Source organism: Psychromicrobium xiongbiense, assembly GCF_030271165.1.
In the GTDB taxonomy this organism is placed as follows: Bacteria; Actinomycetota; Actinomycetes; order Actinomycetales; family Micrococcaceae; genus Renibacterium; species Renibacterium xiongbiense.
The window spans coordinates 214,963-239,001 of record NZ_JASSZH010000024.1; the positions used below are offsets into that span (position 1 = coordinate 214,963).

Genomic DNA, 24,039 nt, shown 5'->3' on the forward strand with positions numbered 1-24,039 from the left:
CACGATCACTGAGAAGGTCACTGACACGCTCCATCAGAGCAGCACTTCACGGGTCTCCGGGCTGGGCAGTTCTCCGTAGCCCATCCCTGGAGCCGTCCGGGCATGGAGCAGCCCATCCGGACCGATCGGCGCCCCCAGCACGATGGGGTTCCCGCTGACCCTGCATTCGAAGTAGGTGTTGTTCGGCACGGCCATGCAGAGTTGCTCATTGGCCGCGCCGCCGCCGTGCACTTCCGCCCGGACCCGGAAGGCATCGGCCAGGTGCGATATTCTCAACGCGCCGGTCAGGCCACCCTTGAGGTGCGTTCCGGTGCGCACATAGCGCACGTCTCCTGCACAGAGATAGTCGGCCAGCGTGTGATGCACTCCGCCCGCGGTCTCTCCCACCAGCACCGGAACGCTGATCTGGCGCGCCAGGGCACCGTAGGCGCGAACGCTGGTCTCCAGCATAGGCTCCTCATACCAGAGGAAATTGCTCTCACTCAGCGCCCGGCCCACCGTGACGGCATCGGCCAGATCAAAACCGGCCGAGCCGTCGTACATCAGCGGTACGTCGTCGCCCACGTGCGCACGGAGTTCCCGGATCAGTTCACTGTCCGCCCGGGCTGATCCCCAGGCGTGGATTTTCAGTGCCGTGAACCCGTGGGCCAGGCTCTGGCTGGCGACGTCGAGGTATTCGTCGATGGTGGCGTAGGTGACCAGGCTGGCGTAGGCCGGGATGGTCTGCCGATACCCACCCAGCAGCGTGGCGACCGGCAGACCGGCACGCTTTCCCGCGAGATCCCACAGCGCCACATCGACCAGGCCCAGCGCGTAGGCCGGCAGCGACTCCCGCCGGTCCAGATCCCAGACCCGATGCCAGAGATACTCCCGCTGGTCCGCATCCTCGCCCAAGAGGTTCGGCTTGAAGACCCGCTCAATGAGATCCTGCACGATGACACCCCGGCGTGTCTCTGCCTCACCCACCAGCCCGTCTTCGGTCACCACCTGCAATCGGCCACCCAGCACCTCCGGCTCAGAGCCGGGCAGGCCCCTGCGCCATCTGAAGGCGGGGTTTTCCGCCGGGAGGACCGCGCTCTGCAGGCGAATATCGACAATTTTCATCTGATGTTCCTCGTTACGCAGTGCCGTGGCCGGTTCAGGGCCGGACCACAAATCCCGTGATCGACACGGTGGTCCCCTCACCACGGACCCGGCCACGGCTAGCGGGATCGGCCACGGAGATCCTCAGCAGGTGCTCGCCAACGGGCGATGACGCGGCGGGCGATGACGCGGCGGGCGGTGACGCCGGCAAGGGCACAGCCGGCCGCCAGGGCAGATGGCCGGTTGGCTGGCTCCGCCATAGGTTCACCGTGTCCAGCAGCTCGCCGTCGAGCGAGATCTCGGCAAAGCCATGGTCCGGACCGCCGGCAAAGTACACCTCGTCCAGCCTGCCCGCGAAGGTGAGCTCCACGGCATCGCCGATCTGTGAGCTGAAGCTGCGCGCCCGGCCAAACTGGTGCCCGGCCTGCGCGCTGTCATTGATGCTCTGCTGGTCCGAGTCCCAGCCCTCGCCACTGAAAACCAGCGGGTTATCGCTCCGGGAGATGACCGGATGAATGACCCGGGCGGCATCGGCCGAGCCCTGCGTGAGCGTGCGAACCTCTTCCAACAGGCGGATGGTTCCTTCGGGGACGCGCCCATTCGGTCCAGGCGGAATGTTGAGGTTCACCGCAACATTGTGCTGCTGGCCGCGCACCAGGCAGGCGACGATTTCCTCGGCACTCGTGGAGGGCACGCTCAGGTCGCTGAACTGCCACCAGCCCCAGTCGTTGCCGCCATCCTGAACGATCGTGACGGCCCATTCGCTCGGTTCGCCGACCGGGTTCGGGAAAGATCCGTGCAGCGCGTCCTCGTAGATGCCGACGTCGTAGGTCCCCTCGCCGTCGTACGGCTTGATATTGGGCATGAAGGCCGTGTTCGGGGAGATCGAGTGAATGAAATCGTTGAGTTCGTTGATCCGCCCCTCGTTGCGCGGCCCCACATCCAGCCAGACGCCTGCGATCTCCCCATAAGAGGTCAGCAGTTCAGCCAGCTGGTCCTTGACCAGTTGAACATATCTCGCGGAGAAGCGATCCTGCCCGGGCAGGAGGTGGCTGTCGCCGCCCTCGTGGTAACGGTCATGCCAGGCGTAGTACAGCACCGGCGCAACGCCCTGAGCGCGGCAGGAGTCGACGAAGGCACGGACCACATCGGCCCCCGGTTCCTGCACCCCGTACGATGACGCAGCGGAGGGCCAGAGCGAAAAGCCGTCGTGATGCTTGGTGGTGAGCACAGCGTATCCGGCATTGATCAGCCGGGCGGCGCGGATCCACTGGTCCGTATCCGGGAGGCCTCCGGGAGGTGCATAAACACCCGTCCCGGCCTCCTGTGGATCAAAGTCCCAGGGGCGCTGGCCAAGGTAGGTGGCCGGGCCATAGTGAAAGAACGCCCCAATGTTGTGGGCGGTCAGGGTTTCTCCGGGTGAAGCGGACATGCCATTCCTCAGGTAGACGTGACGAGCTCGGTGATAACACATGACAACGATGGTGGATTGGATGCTATCTAATAGGCCACTCCTTGCCAAGATGTTTCGATAAAAGACTTCACTCTTCTTCAACGGGGCGGACGTTGCATGACGCCGAAATTCCGTCAGTTCGTCTGCAAGCGCCCGCTAATTCGGGGACGAACCGACATAATCCCCAGCCAAACCCTCGACCTGCACGCCACCGTCGTCATTATTAGTTAGCATCTAAATATCTATTGACCAAGCAACACATGGTACCTATCATCAATAAAACATGTCGCTGGAAGTTGCACGCACCCGCCGTGAGGACATGCCACCACCGAGTACAGTGAGGTTTTTGAATGCGATCCAGACTTATCGCCCACGCTACGTCGACGGCCGCCATTCTGGCCCTTGCCGCCGTAACACTCACCGCCTGTGGCGGCAGTTCCTCTCCGGACACCTCCTCCAAGACCGTCGACCTTCAGACCTGGGCCGGTAGCACCGCAGACCAGGACCGCTGGAACACCCTGGCCACACAGGCCAACAACACCGCTGGCGTCACGGTCAACACGCACTTCTCCACCTTCGACTCCTACAACGAGAAGATCGGAACCCTCCTCGCCGCAGGGCAGGCCGGCTGCATTGTCCGGCTCCAGGATCCCCGCATGGCGGGCTACGTCTCTTCCCTGCTGCCGCTGGATGACCTGATCAAGTCCAGCAAGCTGGATACCGGGGCCTTCCAGAAGACTGCCATGGACAATATGAAATTCAATGGCACCCAGTACGGCATCCCCACCGACCTCGGCCCGGCCGTCGTCTACTACAACCCAGAGATGTTCAAGGCTGCCGGCGTCCCCGAACCCACAGCCGGCTGGGCGATGAAGGATTTCCTGACGGCAGCGAAGAGCCTGACCGGGAACGGAAAATTCGGACTCGCACTTGGTGCCGAAGACATCGAGATGCTCAGCCTGGCACTCAACAGCACCGGCGGGACGCCTGTGGACACCAACGGTGCCTGGCAGCTCACCTCACCGGACTTCAGCCAGGGCATTCAGAACTGGGCAGACCTGATTGTCAAGAACGGCTATTCGGCGCCGCTGAGCGGCGCCTCCCAGGCCACCGCCACAGCTGCCGCTCAACAGAACTTCATCAACGGCAATGCGGCCATGATGATCGGTGGCCCCTGGGACTTCCAGGCGGTCAAAGGTAAGACCAAGTTCTCCCCACAGGTGGCCCAGATTCCTGCCGGCTCCCAGGGAAACCTGACCTACACCAATGGCTCCGGCTTCTCGATCGCTAAGAGCTGCCCCAACCCACAGGCGGCTTTTGATGCGATCAAAGCCGCCGTCGCCCCGGATTTCCAGGCCGTGATGGGCAAGTTTGGTGCTTTCCCCGCCCTGATTTCTGCCCAGGACAACTGGTTCGGCAACACCGGCTTCAATAAGAGCGTCTTCGCCGCCTCCTTCGATGCCGCCCGGCCGATGCCCGCACCGAAGAAGGCCAACTGGAACGTCGGCACCCAGCTGCTGGGCCAGTACGCACCCCAGATTGCCAATGGCCCCAACGGTGCAGCCAGCGCACTGGACGCCATCCAGAAAAAGGTCGGCTAAATGACCACAGCGCATCCTGTCCGGGGTCGAGCCCTCGGTCCCGGACAGGCGGGCACCGGCAATGCGCGAGTCAGCAACAGTGATCGGCGACGACGGCGCGGGACCAGTGGGCACGGGAATATCGGCTGGCTGTTCCTCACGCCCTCCCTGATCGGGGTGCTGATCTTCATCGTCGTGCCCCTGCTCTGGTCCCTGGTGCTCAGTGTGATGAACTGGCAGCTGGGCGGCGCGGCCACCTTCGTCGGCTTTGATAACTACGCCCGGCTGTTCCAGGACGAGGGCTTCCGGACGGCGGCACTGAACACCACCGTCTACGTGGCCGCTTTCGTCCCTGCGGTGGTGATCCTCTCACTCGCGATGGCGGCCTGGATCGCCGCCCAGAAGCGACAGAAGCCGATCTTCCGCATCCTTTACTTTCTGCCCTTCGCCACCCCGATTGTGGCCAATATGATCGTCTGGAAGCTCATGCTCACCCCGGGCGGCCTGTTTTCCGGGCTCGCCGGGAGTGGTGCCCCCAATTTCCTGGGCACCGGCTCCTGGGCGATGACCAGCCTGATCGTGGTCAGCGTATGGCAGTCGCTGGGATACAACATGCTCATCCTCGGCGCCGCGATCGATGCCGTCCCGGAAAGCCAGCTGGAAGCAGCGGAAATCGATGGTGCGGGGGCTCTCACTCGCTTCCGGGCTATCGTGCTCCCGATGATCAGCCCTTCGCTGTTCTTCGTGGTGATCATCACGACCATCCATGCCTTCCAGGTCTTTGCTCAGGCCTACGTTCTGACCGGGGGCGGGCCGGGTGAGGCCACGATGACCGTCGTGATGTTCATCTTCCAGAAGGCGTTCACTGAACTGGACTTCGGCTATGCCTCGGCTGCCGGGTGGGTCCTGTTCTTCGTCATCATCATCTTCACAGCGATCCAGGGGCTCGTCCAGCGGAGGAACGTCAACTATGACAGCTAACAGCCAGGTCAGAAGGGGTCAGGCGACAAGGAATCACACCAGGAGGAAAGCTGGAAAGGCCATCTCGCAGACCGTCCTCTGGATCATCACCGCACTGTTTCTGGTGCCGTTCCTCTACGCCATTCTGACCGCGCTCAAACCCAGCGGTGAGGAACTGACGGTGCCGCTGACCGTCATCGGCTCCTCTCTCCAGTGGGACAACTTCGTCAAAGTCTTCACCGAGCAGCCCTTTGGCCGTTACATGCTCAACAGCCTGATCGTGGCGGCCCTGGGTACCGTCGTCGTGCTGATCGTCTCTGCCCTGGCGGCCTTCGCCTTCGCCCGCCTGCAGTTCTGGGCCCGGGACAAGATCTTCCTGGGCTATCTGGCCACCATGATGATCCCGGGTGAGCTGTTCGTGGTGCCCCTGTTCCTGCTCGCGGTGCAGTTCCACTGGGTCAACAGCTACCAGGGCCTGGTGCTGCCCTTTGCCTTCGGAGCCTTCGGCACTTTCCTGCTGCGACAGTTCTTCCTGACCGTTCCGCGCGAGATCGACGACGCAGCACGGGTCGATGGCGCTGGCACCCTCCGGATCTTCTGGTCCATCATGCTGCCCTTTGCCCGGCCCACCCTGTCGGTGCTCGCTGTCTTCACCTTCCTGAATTACTGGAATTCCTTCCTCTGGCCGCTGATCATCACCACCGACGTGAAGACCATGGCCACCGTTCCGTTGGGCCTGGCGTTCTTCACCTCCGATCAGGGAACCCAATGGAATCTGGTCATGGCCGGGAGCCTGGTCTCCATGCTGCCCACCGCACTGCTCGCCATCGCGATCCAACGCAACCTCACCAAGGGCCTGCTGACAAGTGGCCTGGGCGGTCGCTAGTCATCTACCATGAGGAAACCCCGGAGCTCCAGACCCGACGAGTGAGCGGCGAAAGGACCCACTGTGTCAAACCCGCCGGAAGCGACGCCCTACAGGCCCGGCTACCAGATCGCCACTCAGAAGATCCTCGAATACATCCAGGCGCATGAGCTCAAGGTGGGTGATCGCCTCCCGACAGAGCGCCAGCTGGCCGAAATTATCGGAGTCAGCCACGCGGTGGCCCGGGAAGCGGTCAAGGTACTCTTTGCCGTGGGCAAGATCTCCGTCCGCAAACGCGCCGGGCTCTTCGTAGCCGAGCCCGATTCGACGAGCGTTCTGCAGCCGGATGCAATCTTTCTGCCCTCAGATCCCGGCCAGGTCCGCCAGCTCTTCGAATACCGCGCCCTGATTGAGGGGCAGGCGGCACAACTGGCCGCGGTGCGGGCCACCCCGCCCAGGATCACCGCGATCAAGGACTATGCCCGGCTGAGCTCGGAGGCCGCGGCCAGCGGCGACTTTGCCCAGTTCCGCAGCGCCGACCAGCACTTCCACGACAGCATCGCAGCCGCCAGCGGAAATATGTTCATCGCCGGGGCGGCCACCGCGATCAACGGGCTCAAAAAGGATGTGCTGCACATTGGCCTGCATGATTCGGCCAGCGGTTCCATGGTCGATGCCGCCCAGCAGCATGATCGCATCGCTGAGGCGATTGCACGCGGAGATTCGGACGCGGCCCTGGCCTTGAGCCTGGAACATATTGAGATCGCCAAGAGCCAGTATCTGTCCCGGATCACCGCAATCCTGCAGTCCATGGGGACTCCCGACCTGGCCTGAGATACCCGCGCGTCAGACTCCCACGCTGTACGTCTTCGTGGGATCATTCGTATACTCGGGGCGTTCATACTAATGTACTAATGTTGGGCAGCTGATCGCTTCCCGCAGCACCCGATGCACTGAAGGCGAAAGACTCAAAGGAGAGCGCATGAGTTGGTTGTCCCGAGAACGAATTGTTGCCCGCCCCGGATTCAACCGATGGCTGATCCCTCCTGCAGCCCTTGCCGTGCACCTCTGCATCGGACAGGCCTACGCGACCAGCGTCTATAAGACCTCTCTGGTCAAATACTTCGGCGTTGATCAGACCTCCGTCGGCATCATCTTCTCCATTGCCATCGTGATGCTCGGGCTCTCCTCCGCCATCATGGGGACCTGGGTGGACAAAAATGGTCCGCGCAAGGCCATGTTCACCGCAGCCTGTTTCTGGGCCTCCGGCTTCATGGTCGGCGCGATCGGCATTTTCAGCCACCAGCTCTGGCTGCTCTACCTGGGGTACGGCGTCATCGGCGGCATCGGCCTGGGCATCGGGTACATCTCCCCTGTTTCCACGCTGATGAAGTGGTTCCCGGACCACCCGGGTGTGGCCACCGGCCTGGCGATCATGGGCTTCGGCGGTGGCGCACTGATTGCCAGCCCGGTGGAGGCCAACCTGATGAAATTCTATGATCCGTCCGGCAACGATCCGGGCTCAGCAGTCGGCAAGCTCTTCATCACCCTCGGCATCGTGTACTTCCTGTATATGCTCTTCGGCTCCTGGCTGATCCGGGTCCCTGCCGACGGATGGAAGCCACAGGGATTCAACCCCGCCACGGTCAAAGCCAAGGCCTTGATCACCACGGCCAACGTCTCCGCCAATAACGCCATCAAGACCCCCCAGTTCTGGCTGCTGTGGGTCGCACTGTTCTGCAACATCACGGCGGGCATCGGCATCCTGGAAGAGGCCTCTCCGATGATCCAGGACTTCTTCCCCAAGGGAAGCGCCGGCGTGGTGACCGCGGCCGCCGCTGCGGGCTTTGTCGGCTTCCTCTCGCTGGGCAATATGCTGGGCCGCCTGGGCTGGTCCAGCGCCTCCGACACCGTTGGCCGCAAACGCATGTACATGATCTATCTGGGCATCGGGGCGATCATCTACGTTCTGCTGACACTCTTCGGCGCAACGAGCCCTGCCCTGTTCGTGCTCTTCGCCCTGGTGATCATCAGTTTCTATGGCGGCGGTTTCGCCACAGCACCGGCCTATCTGCGGGATCTGTTCGGCACCTACCAGGTGGGCGCCATCCACGGCCGCCTGCTGACGGCCTGGTCTGTTGCCGGCGTCGTCGGCCCGCTGATCGTGAACGGCTTCCTGGACAGCGCACACGCGAGCGGCAAGCCGCTGACCGCCGATTCTTACCACCCGGCGTTCATCACGATGATCTGCATTCTGGCGGTCGGATTTGTGGCCAATCTGCTGATCCGCCCGGTCAGTTCACGGTTCTTTGAACCCGCCAGCGCCAGCAAGGTCACTGTCACCTCCGCCTGAGGCGCTTGCCCGACAAACTTCGCCTGAAAGGAAGCATTCCCATGAACGTTGCACGCGTGAAACTGGTGGTCGCCTGGGTACTAGTCGGAGCACCACTGCTCTTTGGTCTGTTTGTGACCTTAAGCACAGTACCCGCGCTCTTCACAGGGCACTGAATCCCTACCCCGCAACACCTAGATGACCAACATTTGGCTTACTCCCGCTCGTTTCTGCTGAATTCCGCCCATGCTCCGCAGATACTGGCGGAATCCTCTCCCCGCCGGGCCTCTGCGGAGTCGACGAGTGCTCCTCGCCGACGGGGACTACAGTGAAAGATATGGAGTGGAAGCCAGTGGTCGGGTGCGGCCTGCCCCAGCTGAAAATGGGAGCCAAGCTGATGCCGGGAGGTGAGCAGCCGTGATAGTCCTGACGAACATCAGTGACTCCCGGTTGAGCGTCGCTGAGCACCTGGCCGCCGTAGCCTCCGCCGAATCGGGTGCCACCGCCCTGTTCCTGGGCACGGTGCGCGATCACGATCCCGAGGCAACCGGCACCGTGGTCACCCTGGAATACAGCGCCCACCCGGATGCCGCCGCCACGCTGGCGCGCCTTGCCGCAGAGGCCGACGGCCCCGGGCTGCGCATCGCCGTCTCGCACCGCATCGGCTCGCTGTCCGTGGGTGAGGAAGCGATTGTCTGTGCCGTGTCTTCTGCGCACCGTGCGGACGCCTTCGAGGTCAGCCGTGCCCTCGTGGAACGCGTCAAGGCAGAACTTCCGGTGTGGAAAAAACAGGTGGAAGTGGATGGCACCGCCTCCTGGGTAGGCCTGGGGAGTCTGGCGACATGACCGTCTGGGATGGCCCGGTGGTGGACAAGTTCGGGCGAGTCCACCGGGATCTGCGCATCTCGCTGACCGATAAGTGCAATCTGCGCTGCAGCTACTGCATGCCCCCCGAAGGTCTGCCCTGGCTGGCCAAGGAAAACCTGCTCACCACCGATGAGATCGAGCGCGTGGCTTCGGTGCTGGCGCGCCTGGGCTTCGTGGAGATCCGCCTGACCGGCGGTGAACCGTTGCTGCGCCGCGACATCGTGGACGTGGTGGCCCGACTGAGCCGGATCGAAGGCCCGGAAGGCCCACTGCGCATCTCGATGACCACCAACGGCATCCGCCTTGACCGGGTGATGGATCAGCTCAAAGAGGCCGGTCTGCAGCGGCTGAACATCAGCCTCGACACGGTCAATCCGGCGCGATTTGCCGAGCTCACCCGACGGGAAAAGTTCGAGGATGTGCTCGCCGGAATTCAGGCAGCACGGGATTCAGGCCTGCGCCCGCTGAAAATCAATGCCGTCGCCATGCGCGGAGTCAATGACGATGAGTTCTGCGATCTGTTGCGCTTTGCCCAGGAGCACGAGGCTCAACTGCGCTTCATCGAACAGATGCCGCTCGATGCCGGGCACATCTGGTCCCGCGTGACCATGGTCCAGGGCCATGAAATCCTGGAGAAGCTCCAGGCGGAGTTCACTCTGGAGCCCGTGGGTGAGCGCGGTTCCAGCCCGGCAGAGGTCTTCACGGTCGATGGCGGCCCCACCACCGTGGGCGTGATCGCCTCGGTCACTGCGCCGTTCTGTGGCGCCTGCGACCGGGTCCGGCTCACAGCGGACGGGCAGTTGCGCAACTGCCTGTTTGCCCGGGAGGAATCAGATCTGCTCACCCTGCTGCGCTCCGGCGGCAGTGATGAGGATATAGCTGCCATGCTGCGCGCCACGATTTCCGGCAAGCGTGCCGGACACGGCATCGACGATCCGGGCTTCCTGCAGCCGGACCGTCCGATGTCCGCCATCGGCGGCTAAGGCGCGCTCACCGGGCTCACGGCTGCTCGGCACCCGGAGCCGCCCCGCCGCTGAAGCGTGGGCAGCTCAGCCGTCTATCAGCGCTCAGCCGCCCGCAAAGGGCGGCAGCACGTCCACCGTCGCCGACTCGTCGATCCAGGCCTCATCACCGGCGCGTACGCCATCGACCATCAGGGAACAGCGGCCCAGCACACGCGCAAACTCCGGCCCGTGGGCGTGCGTCAGTGCGGCACGCAGCGCCCCGAGCGTCATCGGCCCGGCCAGCTGCTGTTCCTGCGTCCCTGCGGCATCGGCTGCCCCGGCGAAGAACCGGATGTTCACCGGCTGCCCTTCTCCTGGGCATCCTCCTGGGGATGGGCTGCCCGCCAGGCCTCGATGCGGGCACGCACGGTGACCGCGGCCTCCTCCGGGTCGGCACCGGCGGCGACGGCCAGGCCCATCAGGTAGGTAGTGATCGGGCCGGCCGGCCGGGTGACGGTGTGGGCGGCATCCCGCGTGACATCCAGCAGCATCTGAGCCGGGACGGCGGCCGGGTCCAGACCCAGGGCCGGGGCAAGATCCTCGATCCAGATCTTCAGTGAAGGCGGCGGTTCGTTGTACATTCGCGTGTCCTTTCCATCAATAGTGTGCTCTTTCCTGGCGGCGCCCGTATAGGCGTGAACGTCGTCCCAGGTGTCCAGGTCCACGGCGTCGCCGTGCTGATCCGCCACGGTGCGCAGTCGCAGGCCCGCGACGAGTCGGCGGAACGGGACGCCGTCGAAGGACGTCTGGGGCTGGGTTCCAGGGAAATCTGTGCCAGTCAGCCGTGCCGTCCCGGCCAGCCGTGCAAATGCTTCGCGGAGCGATTCCAGCCGGTACAGCCCGGCGAGCCACTGATCACGGCCATTCCGGTCCTGCAGAATCGCCCCATCCTCCCCGGCGCTCAACGGTTGAGCCTGCAGCGCCCCCCGTAAGCTACGCACGATGCCGCCTGCCCGGGGCAGATCACAGGCCAGAATCCAGAGGCCTTCCGGAGGTGCCACGATGTCCTCCAGAGCCAGCAGCGCTGCGGCGAGCGCGGCGACCGGACCACCGAAGGGCGGATCCTCGCGGACCACCCGGACGCCGGGGCGTCGCACCGAGTCCGGCCCGACGGCGATCAGCGGCGAACAGCCCGCCAGAGCATCCAGGGCGTAATCCACCAGGGCCCGGCCATCAATCGGCAGCGCCGCCTTATCCGCGCCACCCAGCCGGGAACCCCGGCCACCGGCCAGCACGACGCCCCCGGCGGCATCGGCCGCTCCGGCATCGGCTGCTCCTGCTGAGGCAGCTTCCGGCGGCAGAGGGCTCACGGCCGCACCCAGTCCCCGCTCTTGCCGCCGGTTTTGGCCAGCAGCTCGATGCGCTCGATCGCCACCGACTTGTCCAGCCCCTTGACCATATCCACCACGGCCAGGGCGGCCACGGAGACGGCAGTGAGCGCCTCCATCTCCACCCCGGTGCGATCTGCGGTGCGGACGGTCGCCTCGATCTCCACGCCGTGATCGGTGATGATCAGGTCCACGGTGGCGCCGTGCACGCCAATGACGTGAGCCAGCGGAAGCAGCTCGGCGGTGCGCTTGGCACCCTGGATACCGGCGATGCGCGCCACCGCGAGAACATCGCCCTTGGGCGTGCTGCCGTCCTTCAGGGCCGCAATGATCTGCGGGCTGCAGAGCACCGAGCCACGGGCCGTGGCGCTGCGCACCGTGGGCGTCTTCTCTGTCACGTCCACCATGCGGGCCTGGCCCGCCGCATCCAGATGGGTGAACGGCTGCACTGATTCAGGCTGGGTCATGAAAGCACCATCACGGTAATCGTTTCTCCTTCGTGGACCCGCTCCGTCTCGGCGGGGATGAGGGCAAGGGCGTGTGCCTTGGCCAGCGAACTGACCAGATGTGAGCCGCTACCACCGGAGGTGGCGGGCCGGACAAACGTCTCGTCGATGACGGCCGGAAGCACCTGCATGCGATGCGGCGGGCAGCCCCAGCCAACGGAGGCGGTCCGCGTCACGCGGGGACGCTCCACCTGGGTGTGACCAGCCAGCGCGCGCAGCGCGGGGCGGACGAACATCTCGAAGGAGACCGCCACCGCCACCGGATTCCCAGGCAGGCAGAAGGCCAAAGTCCCGTCGGGCAGCACGCCGAAACCCTGGGGCTTGCCGGGTTGCATCGCCACCCGGTCAAAGAGGATGCCCAGGGAGGAGAGGACGGCTTTGACGACGTCGAAGGCTCCGACGCTGGCTCCGCCGGAGAGGATTACCGCATCCACTGCCAGGGTGGCCAGGTGCGCACGCAGCGCCGCCTCGTCATCGGGCACCCAGCTCACGTCGACGACGTCGGCACCGGCACCGGCACCGGCCAGCGCTGCGGAGAGCAGCACCGAGTTGGATTCGGGGATCTGGCCACGACGCGGTGTGGCCGCGGGCGGGACGAGTTCGGAGCCGGTGGAGATCACGGCGACCCGCGGGCTGCGATGCACCCAGAGCTGGTCATGGCCCGCGGAGGCCACGGAGGAAAGCTGCCAGGGCCCCAGCTCGATGCCCGCGGGCACCGTCACCGTCCCGGCCGGTGCATCTTCGCCCTGGCGGCGAATGTGTGCGCCAGGCGCGGGGGCGGTGAGCACCGTGATCGACTTGGGCATTCCCGCCTCCACCGTGGTGCCCAGCTCGGTCTGTTCCAGCGGCACGATGGCGTCGGCATCGCCCGGGACCGGCGCACCGGTCATGATCCGGGCTGCCTCGCCCGGACCGAGGTGTGGGTCCGCATCAGTTCCCGCCGGCAGGTCTGCCACCAGTCGTAGCCGGGCCCCCGGAACGGCATCCGCGCGGCGCACGGCGTAGCCGTCCATGGCGGAGTTGTCGAAGAGCGGAATGGGCCAGCGGCTGGTGACCTCCCGGGCGGTGACCAGACCACGGGCCTGGGTCAGCGGCAACCGCTGAGCCGGAAGCGGCTGCGCGGCAGCCAGAATGCGGCTGAGGTGCTCCCCCGGAGTGATCATGCGAGGTCCTCGATGGCATGGTCCATCACTACTCGGAAAGGCATAGATCTATGCTATCGGGGTTCTTGAGGCTTCCCCATCCGCCAGCAAATCCTGCCGCCATCACCAGGTCCCGTTGAGTGTGCAGTGTTGCAGGGTGTATGCGAGGATGACCCTGCAACACTGCACACTCAACGGGACTTCAGCGAGTCTGGGCTGAACTTTTCTGGCGCCCCGGACTCCAGCATCGGCAGCACCTGCCGAACAAGCCCGCTCACCCAGTCCGGTCCCAGCGCCATATCCCGCGCGTACACCTTGACCATCGTCCAGCCGCGCTCCGCCACCAGGGCGTCCCGGCGCCGGTCCGAGATCTGCTGATCGGGCGTTGCGTGGTGCCCGCCCTCGTATTCACAGCAGATCCGCGCCTCCCGCCAGCCCAGATCCACCCAGACGGGCAGCTCCCCGGGCTCGCCCTCGATCGGCACGTTCGGCACAAATCCGCTGAATCCGGCCCGCGCCAGCATGAGGCGCAGCCTGGTCTCCCGCGGTGAATCGACCCCGGGGCGCATTGCAGCCACCGCCGCCCGGGCAGCAGACAACCCGCGGACCCGGGTGCGGCCGGCCACATAGCTACGCAGCTCCTCGGCGCTCAGCCGGGCGGTGCGTTCCCGGAATCCGCGCCGGTTCTCGCTGATCAGCCAGTCGGCGCAGGCCACCAGATCATCCGCCGTGAAGCCGGCGCGCAGGCCGGACCAGTCACCCCCGGACCAGGCACCCCCGGACGGTGCACCCGATGCCGGACGGACCAGTGAGGCGAGATCACACCAGGTCCTGGCCAGGCTGGTGACCGGGACGGCATCGACCATCACGACTTCCTCAGCACTGACCGCACTGCGGTGCCTCCGCACGTGACGTCGTCGCATCGGATGCCCGGGGCCACTGAGGTGCACCAGCCCCTCCTCCTCGAGCGCACGGGGTAACGGGAAGCCGTGCAGCCGGGCCGCCGTGACGTGGCTGAACACGAGCTGCGGAGACAGTGCCGCATAGGGGCGCAACCGTTGGGCGAGGCTCTGATCCGCCCCTACCGGAATGAAGATGCCCTGGCTCGGCGAGCGCAGATCCCGGGCGGAGAGGCGCCCCCGGCTGACTCCGGCGGCGCGCGCCTCAGCCAGAGTGAAGGAGGCCATGGCGAGTGATGCCGGCAGATCGACTTTGCGTGTCATGGTCCCATCATGCGCGTTGAGTGTGCAGTGTTGCAGGGTATACGTGAAAATGACCCTGCAACACTGCACACTGGATGCAACCGGGGTGGAACAACTCCTCAAATGATCTACAGATAGAGGTTTTTCTCCGCATTTGCGGAACCTGAGGTTTACTTAAGGGATGACGACCTTCCGGATCAGTGAGGCTGCGCCCCTGTTAGGGGTCAGCGATGACACCGTGCGCCGCTGGATCGACGCCGGGACCCTGCCTGCTGGCACAGATGCCGCGGGCCGCACAATCGTGGCCGGCAGCGACCTTGCCCGCTACCTCGTGGAGACAGCGCCCACCGCCGGGGATCCGGTGCACCGCGGCTCCAGCGCCCGCAACCGTTTCGTGGGACTCGTCACCAAAATCACGCTCGACACCGTGATGGCTCAGGTGGAAATGCAGTGCGGCCCACATCGCGTGGTGTCCCTGATGTCCACGGAGGCAGTCAGAGAACTGGGTCTGGAGGTCGGCTCTCTGGCCACCGCCGTGGTGAAAGCGACCACCGTCATCATCGAAACACCCCGGGAGACCCTGTGAAATTCACCCGCACGCAGCAGCAACAGCCCAGCCGGAAGCCCCTCGGGCGTCGCGGGGTCCTGGCTGCAGCCCTGTCCCTGATCGCCGTCGCCGCGGTGGCGGGCTGCTCCGCCGGAAACGCCGGGAGCACCCAGCCCGTGGCGAGCAGCACCGCGCCCCAGCAGACCGTGATCATCTTCGCGGCCGCCTCGCTGAAGGGCCCGCTCGACGACGTCGCGACGGCCTTCACTGCCCGGAACCCGCAGTACAAGGTGGCGCCGATCGTCTATGACGGCTCCCAGGCCCTGGCCACCCAGGCGATCGATGGTGCCAGTGTGGACGTGCTGGCCTTCGCCTCCCAGGCGAGCCTGGACCCGGTCACCAAGACCGGGCTGACGGACAGCGGGAAGATCTTCGCCACCAACACACTCCAGATCGCGGTGGCTCCGGGCAACCCCAGGCACCTGCAGACCCTGGCCGATCTGGCGAAACCGGGCGTCAGCGTGGTGTTGTGCGCGGCGGAGGTGCCCTGCGGTCAGGCCGCCCAGAAGCTGCTCAAAGATGCCAACGTCGCCGTGAAGCCGGTCAGCGAGGAGACCAACGTGACCAGCGTCGTCGCCCGGGTCTCCGGGGGTGAGGCCGATGCCGGGCTGGTCTACTCCACCGATGTGAAAGCCTCGGGTGGCAAACTCGAGGGCGTGACGCCGCCCAATGCGAAAGTCGCCATCAACAAGTACCCCGTGGCCGTGAGCTCCAAGGCACATTCGCCCGAGGGCGCCCGCGCCTTCGAGGACTTCCTCCTCTCCGACGATGGGCAGAAGATCCTCCAGAACGCGGGCTTCGGCGCACCGTGATCCTGCCCCGCTGGCTGCGTGTGGTCGCCCTGCTCGGCCTGGCGCTCCTGGTGCTGCCGCTGCTCGGCATGATCACCCGCGTCAACTGGCAGACGCTGGGCCAGGACCTCTTCTCCCCCGCGGCGCTCACCGCGCTCTGGCTCTCCTTCGCCACTGCCGCCTGTTCCACGGTGGTCTGTCTGATCCTCGGACTGCCGCTGGCCATCGTGATGGCCCGCGCCTCTGGCCGCCTCGCCGCGATCCTGCGCACCCTGGTCCTGGTGCCGCTCGTGCTACCGCCCATGGTGGGCGGCCTGGCGCTGCTCTCGCTACTGGGCCGCTCCGGCCTGATCGGCAAGCCACTCTTTGAGAGCACCGGGTTCAGCCTGCCGTACACGACCGCGGGCGTCGTCGTCGCTCAGGCCTTCGTCGCGCTGCCCTTTCTGGTGATCAGCCTGGAAGGCTCGCTACGCACCTCCGGAGAAGGGCATGAGCGCGTCGCGGCCTCCCTCGGTGCCGGACGATGGCGTGTGCTCACCCAGGTGACCATCCCGCTGATCCTGCCCGGGCTGGTCGCCGGGACGGTGCTGGCCTTCGCTCGCGCCCTGGGTGAATTCGGGGCGACGGCGCTCTTCGCCGGGAACGCGGCCGGGGTGACCCGCACCATGCCGCTGGCCATTTACACCGCGTTCAACGGTGTCGGGGTGAGTCAGGATTCGGCGTTAGCACTGTCGCTGCTTCTGCTGGTCAGCGCCGCCGTCGTGGTCGGCGGCCTGCGCTCCTGGCGTGAGGATGCGGTGCGATGAGTGCGCTGGACCTCAGGCAGCAAGCCCCCCTGGGTGCCCGGCTCCGTGCCGAGGTGCGGGTCCAGCGCCAGGAGTTCTCGCTGGAGGCGGATCTCGACGTCCCGGCGGGCCGTTGCCTGGCGATTCTTGGACCGAACGGTGCGGGCAAGTCGACGGTACTGGCCGCCATCGCCGGCTCTCTGACGCACTCCGCCGGGCGTCAGGGCAGCCTGAATTCCGGTTCCGTCCGGCTCGGCGAAGGCACACAGGAGCGCCTGCTGGACGGCCCAGGCCTCCGGGCCGTTCCCGCCGCAGACCGTCAGGTAACGCTGATGGAACAGCGCCCGCTGCTCTTCCCTCACCTCACGCTGGTCGACAACATCGCCTTCGGCCCTCGTGCCCGCGGCATGGAGCGTGGCCGGGCGCGGGCGCTGGCTTCGCTCTGGCTGGAGCGGATCGGCCTGGCGGATCGGTCCCGGGACAAGCCCCATCAGCTCTCCGGCGGTCAGCAGCAGCGGGTAGCACTCGCGCGCGCCTTTGCCGCCGGGCCACAGACCATCCTCCTCGACGAGCCTTTCGCGGCCCTCGATGCCGACTCCACCCCGAAGGTCCGCGCGCTGCTGGCTCGTGAGCTCCAGCGCACCGGAACCACGGCAGTGCTGGTGACGCACAGTCTCTCCGACGCCTGGCAGCTGGCCCAGGAGTGTCTGGTGCTCGATGCCGGCCGGGTCGTGGAGCGCACCACCCCGGCAGCGCTGGCCGAGGCGCCACGCACCCGGTTCACAGCCGTACTCGCGGGTTTCGCAGTCCTTGAGGGCATGTACTCACCCGGAACAGGCCCAGAGGAAGGGGTCCTCCGGGTGGAGGGCCAGCAGATCGCGGCCCGCCCGGAGCTCGACCCCCTGGCCGCACCGACTCCGGGGGCTCCCGGACTGGGAATTGCCGCGCCCCGCGAGGTGCTGCTGCATTCGGCGCCGGCGTCCGGAGCCCTGGCCTCGACCCTTGAAACGGTGGAGGTCCGGGCGGGGAGTCTGCGGCTCGGTGCCACGAACGGCCTGGTGGCTGAGGTGGAATTGGCCACGGCGATCCGCGCCTGCGGTGGCAGTCTTCCCGAGCCCGGTGCCCGAGTGTGGCTCCAGCCGAGGAATGTGCGGGTGATCACAGCGGCAGCACAGCCGCTGGCGGCGTAGGCTGAAACCATGGGGCGTATTACCGTGAACAGACCTGTGACCCGAATTCGGCTCGGCTATGAGCCGAACCGTCGTGCCGATGCCCTGGCGGTGGAAGAGCCTCTGGAAATCCGCGTGGCCGGCAGGCCGCTGGCCGTCACCATGCGCACTCCCGGCCACGACGTCGAACTGGCCACGGGCTTCTTCGTCTCAGAAGGCATCATCTCCTCGGGTGAGGACGTGCGGGCAGCCATCCACTGCGGAGGCCCCGGCACCGGCCCGGGTGGTCAGGCGAACACCTACAACGTTCTGGATGTGGCGCTCGCTCCCGGAGTCCAGCTGCCGGAATCCACGCTGTCCCGGAATTTCTACACCACCAGTTCCTGCGGAGTCTGCGGTAAGGCCAGCATTGACGCCGTGCGGACCGTCTCCTCCTTCCAACTGGCCGAGGATGAGACGCGCATCGGGGCAGAGACCGTGCTCTCCTTCCCCGATCAGTTGCGCGCCCGCCAGGACGTGTTCGAAAAAACCGGTGGACTGCACGCGGCGGCGCTCTTCGATGCGGAGACCGCCGAGATGCTGGTGATCCGCGAGGACGTCGGCCGGCACAACGCCGTGGACAAGGTGGTGGGCTGGGCGGCTCAGCAGGGTCTCCTTCCACTGCGCCGCACCGTCCTGCAGGTCTCCGGCCGGGCCAGCTTTGAACTGGTCCAGAAAGCCGTGATGGCGGGGATCCCGGTGCTCTCCGCCGTCTCCGCACCGTCCTCACTGGCCGTGGAGCTGGCAGCGGAGTCCGGCCTGACTCTGCTCGGCTTCGTCCGCGGCAGTTCGATGAACGTCTACACCCGCCCCGAACGCATTCTCGTCCCCAGCCTACTGACGCCCAGCACCGTTCCGGGCTGAGAGCCGCCCCGCCCGCATAAGTTTCTTTGGCGCTACGATTGCCTTGGGGCGAGTGTGGATGACAATCTGAATCAGTAGTAATCAGCACCACCCGAATGGAGCCCATCATGGATCCCCACAGCACCGCAGACCTCGCGGCCGAGCAACCCTCGCCGTTGTCCGCCGTCGGCCTTCTCGCAAAGTTGCCACGACAGGGTGGGTATGGTCCGGATACCGATCATCCGTACACCTTCTCCGCGCCGTACCATCACCCGGCGGCCGGCTGGGGTGCGGCTATGTCCGTCAGCAAGGTGCTGTTGCGCGAGCGGACCATGATTCCGGCAGGCAAGGGCATGTTCACCATGAACCACCCGCGCAACGGCTTCGACTGCCCCGGGTGTGCCTGGCCGGATGACAACAAGGGCCTGGTTCTGGACATCTGCGAGAACGGCATCAAGCACGTCTCCTGGGAGATGACCGGCAAGAAAGTCACCTCCGAATTCTTCGCCAAGCACTCGGTGACCGAACTGGCCGGATGGACCGATTTCGATCTCGAAAACGAAGGCCGACTCACCGAGCCCATGGTCTACAACCCGCAGACGGATCACTACGAGCCGATCTCCTGGGAGGATGCCTACGCCCTGGTCGGCCAGGAACTGCGCGCCCTGGACAGCGCCGATCAGGCCGCCTTCTACACCTCCGGCCGGCTCAGCAATGAGGCCACCTTCCTCTACCAACTCTTGGCCCGCGAATTCGGCACCAACAACCTGCCGGACTGCTCCAACATGTGCCATGAGGCCTCCGGGCGTGCGCTGACGGCGTCGATCGGCACCGGCAAGGGCACCGCAGATCTGGACGACTGGGAGCACACCGACGCCCTGTTCGTGCTGGGTGTCAACGCCGCCTCCAACGCACCGCGCATGCTGACCGCACTCTCCGAGGCCTGCAAGCGCGGCGCCCAGGTGGTGCACATCAACCCGCTCATCGAGGCTGGCGCCACTCGCACCATTGTCCCGCACGACATCGTGGATATGGCGCTGTTCAAGACCACGCCGACCAGCACGATGAACCTCCAGGTGCGCCCCGGCGGCGACCTGGCCCTTCTGCGGGCGATGTCGAAGGCCGTCTTTGAGGCCTCGGAGACCGACCCGACGGTGCTGGACGCGACCTTCCTGGCCGATTCCACGCTGGGACTGGACGAGTACCGCGCCCTGGTGGAGGCGACACCGTGGGCTGACCTCGTGGAACAGTCCGGCCTGTCCGAAGAGCAGCTGCGCGCCGTCGCGCAGATTTACCTGGACTCCGAGCGTTCGATCATCAGCTGGTGCCTGGGCGTGACTCAGCATGAGCACGGCGTGGACACGGCTCGGGAGATCGTCAACCTGCTGCTGTTGCGCGGGAACATCGGCCGCCCCGGCGCAGGGCCGTCCCCCGTACGCGGTCACAGCAACGTTCAGGGCAACCGCACCTGCGGCATCGACCACCGGCCCAAGCCTGCGTTCCTGGACGCCCTGGCCCGCGAATGCCACATCGACCCGCCGCGCCACCATGGCCTGGACACGGTTACCACGATCAAGGGCATGCATTCCGGGGATGTGCGCGTGTTTGTCGGCATGGGTGGAAACTTTGTGCTGGCAGCCCCGGACACCCCGTACACGGCGCAGGGCCTGAACAAGTGTCGGCTCACGGTGCAGGTGAGCACCAAGCTCAACCGCAGCCACCTGGTGCACGGCGAGCTGGCGCTGATCATGCCCTGCCTGGGCCGCACCGAGCGGGACATGCAGCTGACCGGCATGCAGGGCGTCACCGTGGAGGACGCCATGTCCATGGTGCACCTCTCCACCGGCAAGCGCCGCCCCGCCTCGGAGCAGTTGCGCTCCGAGCCTGCGATCATCGCCGGGATGGCCCGTGCCACCCTGCCGGAGAGCGCCACCCCGTGGGAAGACTACGTGGCTGACTACGACCGGATTCGCGACATCATGGCGCGGGTGCTCCCCGGTTTTGAGGGCTTCAACGAGCTGGTCCGCCAGCCGCTCGGCTTCCGGATTCCACAGCCCGCCCGCGAGCGCGCCTTCCTCACGCCCTCGGGCCGGGCCGAGTTCTCGCTGGCACCGCTGCCCAATGTCATCCCGGAGAATTCCGACACTCTGATCCTGCAGACCATGCGCTCGCACGATCAGTGGAACACCACGATCTACTCGAACAATGACCGCTACCGTGGCGTGAAGAATCTGCGGGAACTGATCTTCATGCACCGCGATGACATGGCGGAGCGCGGCATCAGTGAAGGTGATCTGGTCGACATCGTCTCCACCTCCAAGGACGGGACTCACCGGCAGGTGCAGGACTACGTGGCACTGCCCTACAACCTGCCGCGCGGCAGTGCGGCGGGCTATATGCCGGAGATGAACCTGCTGATCGGCATCGCCGACTACAGCACGCAGAGCGACCAGCCGCTGATGAAGAACGTCAAGGTGACGGTGGCTCCCGCCAGCCAGCGGCAGGTTGCCTGAGGTCCGTTAGCTGCTTCAGCGCACAAGGCTGGCACCGATCCGGATTCCGGAGGGGTGCCAGCCTTTGCTGTTGTTGTCCTACTGTCCTTCTGCTGGTTTCAGCGTCCGCGGCGCTTGTGTGATGATCTGCTGGGCTTGGCCTTCTGACGGGGCGTTCCCTGCCTTGACCTCGATGCCGGCTCCGGAGTCCTGCCCTTGCGGCCAGCTGCCTTTTTCTCAGTTCCCTGGGTCTGCGCCGCCAGCTGGCCCCGGGAGCTCTGTGCGGTCCGCCCGCGCACGATGCCGATGAACTCCTCAATCAGGGCCTCACGTTCGGCCTCGGTCAGCGGGTTGACGGGTTCCGGATCCGACGCAGCATCCTCGCCTTCAGCGGGTTCTGCGCGTTCCACCGGGTCGACCAGCCAGGCCAGCCCGACGGGATGCTGCGGCGCATCCTCCACCGGGCGGTGCCGCAAGGCTTTGCGGGCATGCAGTCGAGCCAGGGACAGCGGCACCAGGACCACCCCGCCCCCCGCCTCGACCAGGTCCAGAACCTGCTCCAGGGCGGCGGCATCGAACACCAGCCCGTTCTGAGCGGCCGGAAGGATATCCTCGCCCTCCAGATCCGCCAGGCTCAGCGCATCGAAGGCCGTGGCCTCGTGACCGGCCGGAACCACGACGACGGCATCCTCCCCGTACAGCGGAATCACGTGTAGGCCGCCGCGAAAGTCGTGGGCCGCCGGGGTGTCCGGGATGCGGACCAGGCATAGATCCGCGCGCCCCTCGATCAGGACGCTGCGCTGATCGGCCAGCGGAATCGGCAGTGGTTGGAGCGGCCACTGGGGGAATCTCTCCGCCCAGCGGCGGAACCATTTGTCCGGGCTGATTCCCGGAACGAACGCAACGCGCAACACCCGGCTAAGCGTACCCCGCGAGGGCCCCGCTGTGGCGACGAAGTCGACATTGCGGGAGCGGGGTGCGCGGTACCCCGCGAGGGTGAGGCTGGTTCGCGAAACGCCCGGAATCGGGTAGAACTGAACCATGGCTGTTCGCACTCCTGATCCTTACCCCGGCTGGCTCTCCGATGATGACCTGTATGAAGCCCGTAATCGGCTGCCCATCGTCTACGTCGAGGCCGTTCCGGTCCGGCTGGACCCGCTGGGGTACGTCTCGGAGATCGGGCTGCTGCTACGCGCCGATGCCGAAGCGTCGATGATCCGCACCTTGGTCTCCGGCCGGATCCACTACCGCGAAACGGTCCGGGCTGCCCTGCTGCGGCACCTCGAAAAGGACCTCGGGCCATTGGCGTTGCCCCAGCTTCCGCTGAGCCCGGTGCCGTTCACGGTGGCCGAGTACTTCCCCTCCCCCTCGCAGACCGGGTTCACCGATGAGCGCCAGCACGCCATCGCGCTGGTCTATGTGGTTCCGGTGACCGGCGAGTGCAGTCCCCGTCAGGATGCCCTGGAGCTGACCTGGATGACTCCCCGCGAGGTCCTCAGCCCAGCCGTTCAGTCAGAGTTCGATGGCGGCCGCGGCGAGTTGGTGCGCATGGCCTTGGCTTATGCGGGGGTCAGCGGCTCCTGAGGACACTGAGCGGTCGCGGCCGCCTGGCCTATCGTGTGAATGATGGGTGCACAATATTGGCATGGGTGAAACATCGGGCAAGATGAACGAGCCAGAAGAACAAGCCAGAACACGCCGCGCGGCACACAACATCCGTTCGCTCAAGTTTGGGCGATACGGCGTTTGGCCAACATCATCTCGGGTCGGGCGGGGGTCGGTACAGGGCCCCATCGACACCCCTTACGGTGCAACAGTTGTTGCGCACTGTGTCCAGAAACACGGCCAGGGCAAAGGATCGGAAGCCTCGGAGTACATTCTTACGATCAAACCCGCTGATACTGACGACCTGAACGCCAGCGTTCTGTTGGATGCTCTGGCTCATCAACTCGCAGAATTGGTGAACCGCAAGATCGGAAGCGCTGAAGGGCAAGCCGCACGATTCGCTGCCGAACAGGCACGCGGCCAGGTGACGTCCCTCAGCATCGATGGGCATCACCATGAGGGATGGGCTTTGAGAGTCGATCACGGCGTCGGGGTCGCCTGCCGACTCGGCGATCGAATGATTCTTTGGCTGGCAATGGGAACTCAAGCTCCCCCGGAGTCGATCATCACCGCCGACATGTCGGCACTGCTTCTTCCGGCCTGAATTCCCCTGGACGGTTATGGTCTAGTTTAAATCACATCAAAGGCGTACGCCCATAGCCGGGGCATGTCTGAGCTTCCGGAAAGCCCCACACCACACTTCGATGTGAAGGGCTGCAAATGAAAATCGCCCGAAATCTCCTCATTGCATTCACGGTTATTGCCCTGGGACTTCTACCCTTGTCGACGCCAGCAATTGCAGCCTCGTCCGCGCCAACCCCCAGCCAACACACTGGTTCGCCTGGCGCTGGAGCCAACACCAACCCATTGGATCTCAAAGATCCGCATGTCGTTGCGTGGGTCGCGAAAATCCGGGCCAACGGTGGCCATATCGTGTCTGGGCATACGGTCCCCTACACTGCTGGGACCCACGCTCCTGGGAAACCCCCGTCGGCCGGAAACAACGCGCTGATTGGCACCAGCGTGCAGCCGATGCTTTACCCTTCTGGCTGCAGCCTCTCCGTCGTACTGTACGAGGGTGGTGGTGTCATGGTCTCCAGCAGCCTTACCTCTTGCCTCTTTGGGTTTGATTCGGGTGAGATGGATTCTTGGATGGGATTCTGGGCATGGCTCAACTGGCACAACGTGGTCGCAGAACGAAACGCCTACTCGCCGCCCGCAGAGTCATTCGATGACTATTACACCTTCAATTGCGTCAATGGCAATACCACCGATTTCCACACCGAAACCTACGGATCCCTCCTTGTTGGAGGAACCTCATACAACGCCGCGGCCTACGACGAAGTGATAGGAGCCTCCTGCGGTACTTCCTAATTGAGGTTCTGG

25 protein-coding genes are annotated in these 24,039 nt (G+C 65.3%); 17 read left to right on the top strand and 8 right to left on the bottom strand.

The window, feature by feature from the left end:
- Nucleotides 1-33: 33 nt before the first annotated feature.
- Together QQM37_RS10290 and QQM37_RS10295 are read right to left on the bottom strand one after the other, a co-directional pair.
- On the bottom strand, nucleotides 34-1,104 hold the full coding sequence (locus QQM37_RS10290) for an enolase C-terminal domain-like protein (protein ID WP_285727175.1): 1,071 nt from the start codon (nucleotides 1,102-1,104) through the stop codon (nucleotides 34-36).
- A 34-nt stretch (nucleotides 1,105-1,138) separates the two neighbouring features.
- Nucleotides 1,139-2,515 (bottom strand): alpha-L-fucosidase, encoded by a 1,377-nt coding sequence (locus QQM37_RS10295; RefSeq protein WP_285727177.1) that lies wholly within the window; start codon nucleotides 2,513-2,515, stop codon nucleotides 1,139-1,141.
- Nucleotides 2,516-2,886: 371 nt separating this feature from the next.
- Between QQM37_RS10295 and QQM37_RS10300 the strand changes: the two genes are divergently transcribed.
- From QQM37_RS10300 to moaA, 8 genes are all read left to right on the top strand, one after another.
- Nucleotides 2,887-4,137 carry an ABC transporter substrate-binding protein gene (locus tag QQM37_RS10300; RefSeq protein ID WP_285727179.1) on the top strand — a complete coding sequence of 417 codons (1,251 nt, stop codon included), beginning with the start codon at nucleotides 2,887-2,889 and terminating at the stop codon, nucleotides 4,135-4,137.
- Nucleotides 4,138-5,097 carry a carbohydrate ABC transporter permease gene (locus tag QQM37_RS10305; protein ID WP_285727181.1) on the top strand — a complete coding sequence of 320 codons (960 nt, stop codon included), beginning with the start codon at nucleotides 4,138-4,140 and terminating at the stop codon, nucleotides 5,095-5,097. It begins immediately after the preceding gene.
- Nucleotides 5,087-5,962, top strand: a complete 876-nt coding sequence (locus tag QQM37_RS10310; RefSeq protein WP_285727183.1) for a carbohydrate ABC transporter permease — start codon at nucleotides 5,087-5,089, stop codon at nucleotides 5,960-5,962. The genes QQM37_RS10305 and QQM37_RS10310 overlap by 11 nt, the downstream gene beginning before the upstream one ends.
- 63 nt (nucleotides 5,963-6,025) lie before the next feature.
- Nucleotides 6,026-6,775 carry a FadR/GntR family transcriptional regulator gene (locus QQM37_RS10315; protein WP_285727184.1) on the top strand — a complete coding sequence of 250 codons (750 nt, stop codon included), beginning with the start codon at nucleotides 6,026-6,028 and terminating at the stop codon, nucleotides 6,773-6,775.
- A 148-nt stretch (nucleotides 6,776-6,923) separates the two neighbouring features.
- A complete protein-coding gene (locus tag QQM37_RS10320; protein ID WP_285727186.1) occupies nucleotides 6,924-8,294 on the top strand; it encodes an L-lactate MFS transporter in 1,371 nt (456 codons plus the stop codon).
- 41 nt (nucleotides 8,295-8,335) lie between these two features.
- Nucleotides 8,336-8,449, top strand: coding sequence for an MFS transporter small subunit (locus QQM37_RS14535; protein ID WP_420030156.1), 114 nt, complete (start codon nucleotides 8,336-8,338; stop codon nucleotides 8,447-8,449).
- Nucleotides 8,450-8,690: 241 nt separating this feature from the next.
- On the top strand, nucleotides 8,691-9,119 hold the full coding sequence (locus QQM37_RS10325) for a molybdenum cofactor biosynthesis protein MoaE (protein WP_285727188.1): 429 nt from the start codon (nucleotides 8,691-8,693) through the stop codon (nucleotides 9,117-9,119).
- Nucleotides 9,116-10,123: a GTP 3',8-cyclase MoaA gene (gene moaA, locus QQM37_RS10330; protein ID WP_285727189.1), complete on the top strand. Its 1,008-nt coding sequence runs from the start codon at nucleotides 9,116-9,118 to the stop codon at nucleotides 10,121-10,123. Before QQM37_RS10325 ends, moaA begins: the two co-directional genes overlap by 4 nt.
- A gap of 84 nt (nucleotides 10,124-10,207) precedes the next feature.
- On the opposite strand, the gene QQM37_RS10335 is transcribed toward moaA, so the two are convergent.
- The 5 genes from QQM37_RS10335 to QQM37_RS10355 all read right to left on the bottom strand — a co-directional run bounded on the left by QQM37_RS10335 (nucleotide 10,208) and on the right by QQM37_RS10355 (nucleotide 14,343).
- Entirely contained in the window at nucleotides 10,208-10,444 is a 237-nt protein-coding gene (locus QQM37_RS10335) for a MoaD/ThiS family protein (protein WP_285727191.1), read from the bottom strand.
- The gene (locus QQM37_RS10340) at nucleotides 10,441-11,454 is read right to left on the bottom strand and encodes an NTP transferase domain-containing protein (protein WP_285727192.1); all 1,014 of its coding nucleotides are present in this window, start codon (nucleotides 11,452-11,454) and stop codon (nucleotides 10,441-10,443) included. The genes QQM37_RS10335 and QQM37_RS10340 overlap by 4 nt, the downstream gene beginning before the upstream one ends.
- Nucleotides 11,451-11,939 (bottom strand): cyclic pyranopterin monophosphate synthase MoaC, encoded by a 489-nt coding sequence (moaC, locus tag QQM37_RS10345; protein WP_285727194.1) that lies wholly within the window; start codon nucleotides 11,937-11,939, stop codon nucleotides 11,451-11,453. Before moaC ends, QQM37_RS10340 begins: the two co-directional genes overlap by 4 nt.
- On the bottom strand, nucleotides 11,936-13,141 hold the full coding sequence (locus tag QQM37_RS10350; protein ID WP_285727196.1) for a molybdopterin molybdotransferase MoeA: 1,206 nt from the start codon (nucleotides 13,139-13,141) through the stop codon (nucleotides 11,936-11,938). Before QQM37_RS10350 ends, moaC begins: the two co-directional genes overlap by 4 nt.
- Nucleotides 13,142-13,311: 170 nt before the next feature.
- Nucleotides 13,312-14,343, bottom strand: a complete 1,032-nt coding sequence (locus tag QQM37_RS10355) for a hypothetical protein (RefSeq protein WP_285727198.1) — start codon at nucleotides 14,341-14,343, stop codon at nucleotides 13,312-13,314.
- A gap of 160 nt (nucleotides 14,344-14,503) precedes the next feature.
- On the opposite strand from QQM37_RS10355, the gene QQM37_RS10360 reads away from it, so the two are divergent.
- The 6 genes from QQM37_RS10360 to QQM37_RS10385 all read left to right on the top strand — a co-directional run bounded on the left by QQM37_RS10360 (nucleotide 14,504) and on the right by QQM37_RS10385 (nucleotide 21,069).
- Nucleotides 14,504-14,908, top strand: coding sequence for a TOBE domain-containing protein (locus tag QQM37_RS10360; RefSeq protein ID WP_285727200.1), 405 nt, complete (start codon nucleotides 14,504-14,506; stop codon nucleotides 14,906-14,908).
- Entirely contained in the window at nucleotides 14,905-15,741 is an 837-nt protein-coding gene (modA, locus tag QQM37_RS10365) for a molybdate ABC transporter substrate-binding protein (protein WP_285727202.1), read from the top strand. Before QQM37_RS10360 ends, modA begins: the two co-directional genes overlap by 4 nt.
- On the top strand, nucleotides 15,738-16,526 hold the full coding sequence (locus tag QQM37_RS10370) for an ABC transporter permease (RefSeq protein WP_285727204.1): 789 nt from the start codon (nucleotides 15,738-15,740) through the stop codon (nucleotides 16,524-16,526). Before modA ends, QQM37_RS10370 begins: the two co-directional genes overlap by 4 nt.
- Nucleotides 16,523-17,695 carry a sulfate/molybdate ABC transporter ATP-binding protein gene (locus tag QQM37_RS10375; RefSeq protein ID WP_285727205.1) on the top strand — a complete coding sequence of 391 codons (1,173 nt, stop codon included), beginning with the start codon at nucleotides 16,523-16,525 and terminating at the stop codon, nucleotides 17,693-17,695. The genes QQM37_RS10370 and QQM37_RS10375 overlap by 4 nt, the downstream gene beginning before the upstream one ends.
- A gap of 9 nt (nucleotides 17,696-17,704) precedes the next feature.
- The gene (fdhD, locus tag QQM37_RS10380; protein ID WP_285727207.1) at nucleotides 17,705-18,577 is read left to right on the top strand and encodes a formate dehydrogenase accessory sulfurtransferase FdhD; all 873 of its coding nucleotides are present in this window, start codon (nucleotides 17,705-17,707) and stop codon (nucleotides 18,575-18,577) included.
- Nucleotides 18,578-18,684: 107 nt separating this feature from the next.
- Nucleotides 18,685-21,069: an FdhF/YdeP family oxidoreductase gene (locus QQM37_RS10385; RefSeq protein ID WP_285727209.1), complete on the top strand. Its 2,385-nt coding sequence runs from the start codon at nucleotides 18,685-18,687 to the stop codon at nucleotides 21,067-21,069.
- 98 nt (nucleotides 21,070-21,167) lie between these two features.
- On the opposite strand, the gene QQM37_RS10390 is transcribed toward QQM37_RS10385, so the two are convergent.
- Nucleotides 21,168-22,103: a LysR substrate-binding domain-containing protein gene (locus tag QQM37_RS10390; RefSeq protein WP_285727211.1), complete on the bottom strand. Its 936-nt coding sequence runs from the start codon at nucleotides 22,101-22,103 to the stop codon at nucleotides 21,168-21,170.
- On the opposite strand from QQM37_RS10390, the gene QQM37_RS10395 reads away from it, so the two are divergent.
- From QQM37_RS10395 to QQM37_RS10405, 3 genes are all read left to right on the top strand, one after another.
- On the top strand, nucleotides 22,090-22,632 hold the full coding sequence (locus QQM37_RS10395) for an NUDIX hydrolase family protein (protein ID WP_285727213.1): 543 nt from the start codon (nucleotides 22,090-22,092) through the stop codon (nucleotides 22,630-22,632). The two genes, QQM37_RS10390 and QQM37_RS10395, sit on opposite strands and share 14 nt — an antisense overlap.
- 61 nt (nucleotides 22,633-22,693) lie before the next feature.
- A complete protein-coding gene (locus QQM37_RS10400) occupies nucleotides 22,694-23,257 on the top strand; it encodes a hypothetical protein (RefSeq protein WP_285727215.1) in 564 nt (187 codons plus the stop codon).
- Nucleotides 23,258-23,373: 116 nt separating this feature from the next.
- Nucleotides 23,374-24,027 (top strand): hypothetical protein, encoded by a 654-nt coding sequence (locus QQM37_RS10405; RefSeq protein ID WP_285727217.1) that lies wholly within the window; start codon nucleotides 23,374-23,376, stop codon nucleotides 24,025-24,027.
- The last annotated feature ends 12 nt before the right edge of the window (nucleotides 24,028-24,039 follow it).

Coding starts and splice junctions, on each gene's coding strand:
- moaA (WP_285727189.1), top strand. CDS start 9,116: ATGACCGTCTGGGATGGCCCGGTGGTGGACAAGTTCGGGCGAGTCCAC.
- QQM37_RS10305 (WP_285727181.1), top strand. CDS start 4,138: ATGACCACAGCGCATCCTGTCCGGGGTCGAGCCCTCGGTCCCGGACAG.
- moaC (WP_285727194.1), bottom strand. CDS start 11,939: ATGACCCAGCCTGAATCAGTGCAGCCGTTCACCCATCTGGATGCGGCG.
- QQM37_RS10310 (WP_285727183.1), top strand. CDS start 5,087: ATGACAGCTAACAGCCAGGTCAGAAGGGGTCAGGCGACAAGGAATCAC.
- QQM37_RS10375 (WP_285727205.1), top strand. CDS start 16,523: ATGAGTGCGCTGGACCTCAGGCAGCAAGCCCCCCTGGGTGCCCGGCTC.
- QQM37_RS10300 (WP_285727179.1), top strand. CDS start 2,887: ATGCGATCCAGACTTATCGCCCACGCTACGTCGACGGCCGCCATTCTG.
- QQM37_RS10400 (WP_285727215.1), top strand. CDS start 22,694: ATGGGTGAAACATCGGGCAAGATGAACGAGCCAGAAGAACAAGCCAGA.
- QQM37_RS14535 (WP_420030156.1), top strand. CDS start 8,336: ATGAACGTTGCACGCGTGAAACTGGTGGTCGCCTGGGTACTAGTCGGA.
- QQM37_RS10385 (WP_285727209.1), top strand. CDS start 18,685: ATGGATCCCCACAGCACCGCAGACCTCGCGGCCGAGCAACCCTCGCCG.
- QQM37_RS10290 (WP_285727175.1), bottom strand. CDS start 1,104: ATGAAAATTGTCGATATTCGCCTGCAGAGCGCGGTCCTCCCGGCGGAA.
- QQM37_RS10360 (WP_285727200.1), top strand. CDS start 14,504: ATGACGACCTTCCGGATCAGTGAGGCTGCGCCCCTGTTAGGGGTCAGC.
- QQM37_RS10355 (WP_285727198.1), bottom strand. CDS start 14,343: ATGACACGCAAAGTCGATCTGCCGGCATCACTCGCCATGGCCTCCTTC.
- QQM37_RS10295 (WP_285727177.1), bottom strand. CDS start 2,515: ATGTCCGCTTCACCCGGAGAAACCCTGACCGCCCACAACATTGGGGCG.
- fdhD (WP_285727207.1), top strand. CDS start 17,705: ATGGGGCGTATTACCGTGAACAGACCTGTGACCCGAATTCGGCTCGGC.
- QQM37_RS10395 (WP_285727213.1), top strand. CDS start 22,090: ATGGCTGTTCGCACTCCTGATCCTTACCCCGGCTGGCTCTCCGATGAT.
- QQM37_RS10320 (WP_285727186.1), top strand. CDS start 6,924: ATGAGTTGGTTGTCCCGAGAACGAATTGTTGCCCGCCCCGGATTCAAC.
- QQM37_RS10405 (WP_285727217.1), top strand. CDS start 23,374: ATGAAAATCGCCCGAAATCTCCTCATTGCATTCACGGTTATTGCCCTG.
- QQM37_RS10350 (WP_285727196.1), bottom strand. CDS start 13,141: ATGATCACTCCGGGGGAGCACCTCAGCCGCATTCTGGCTGCCGCGCAG.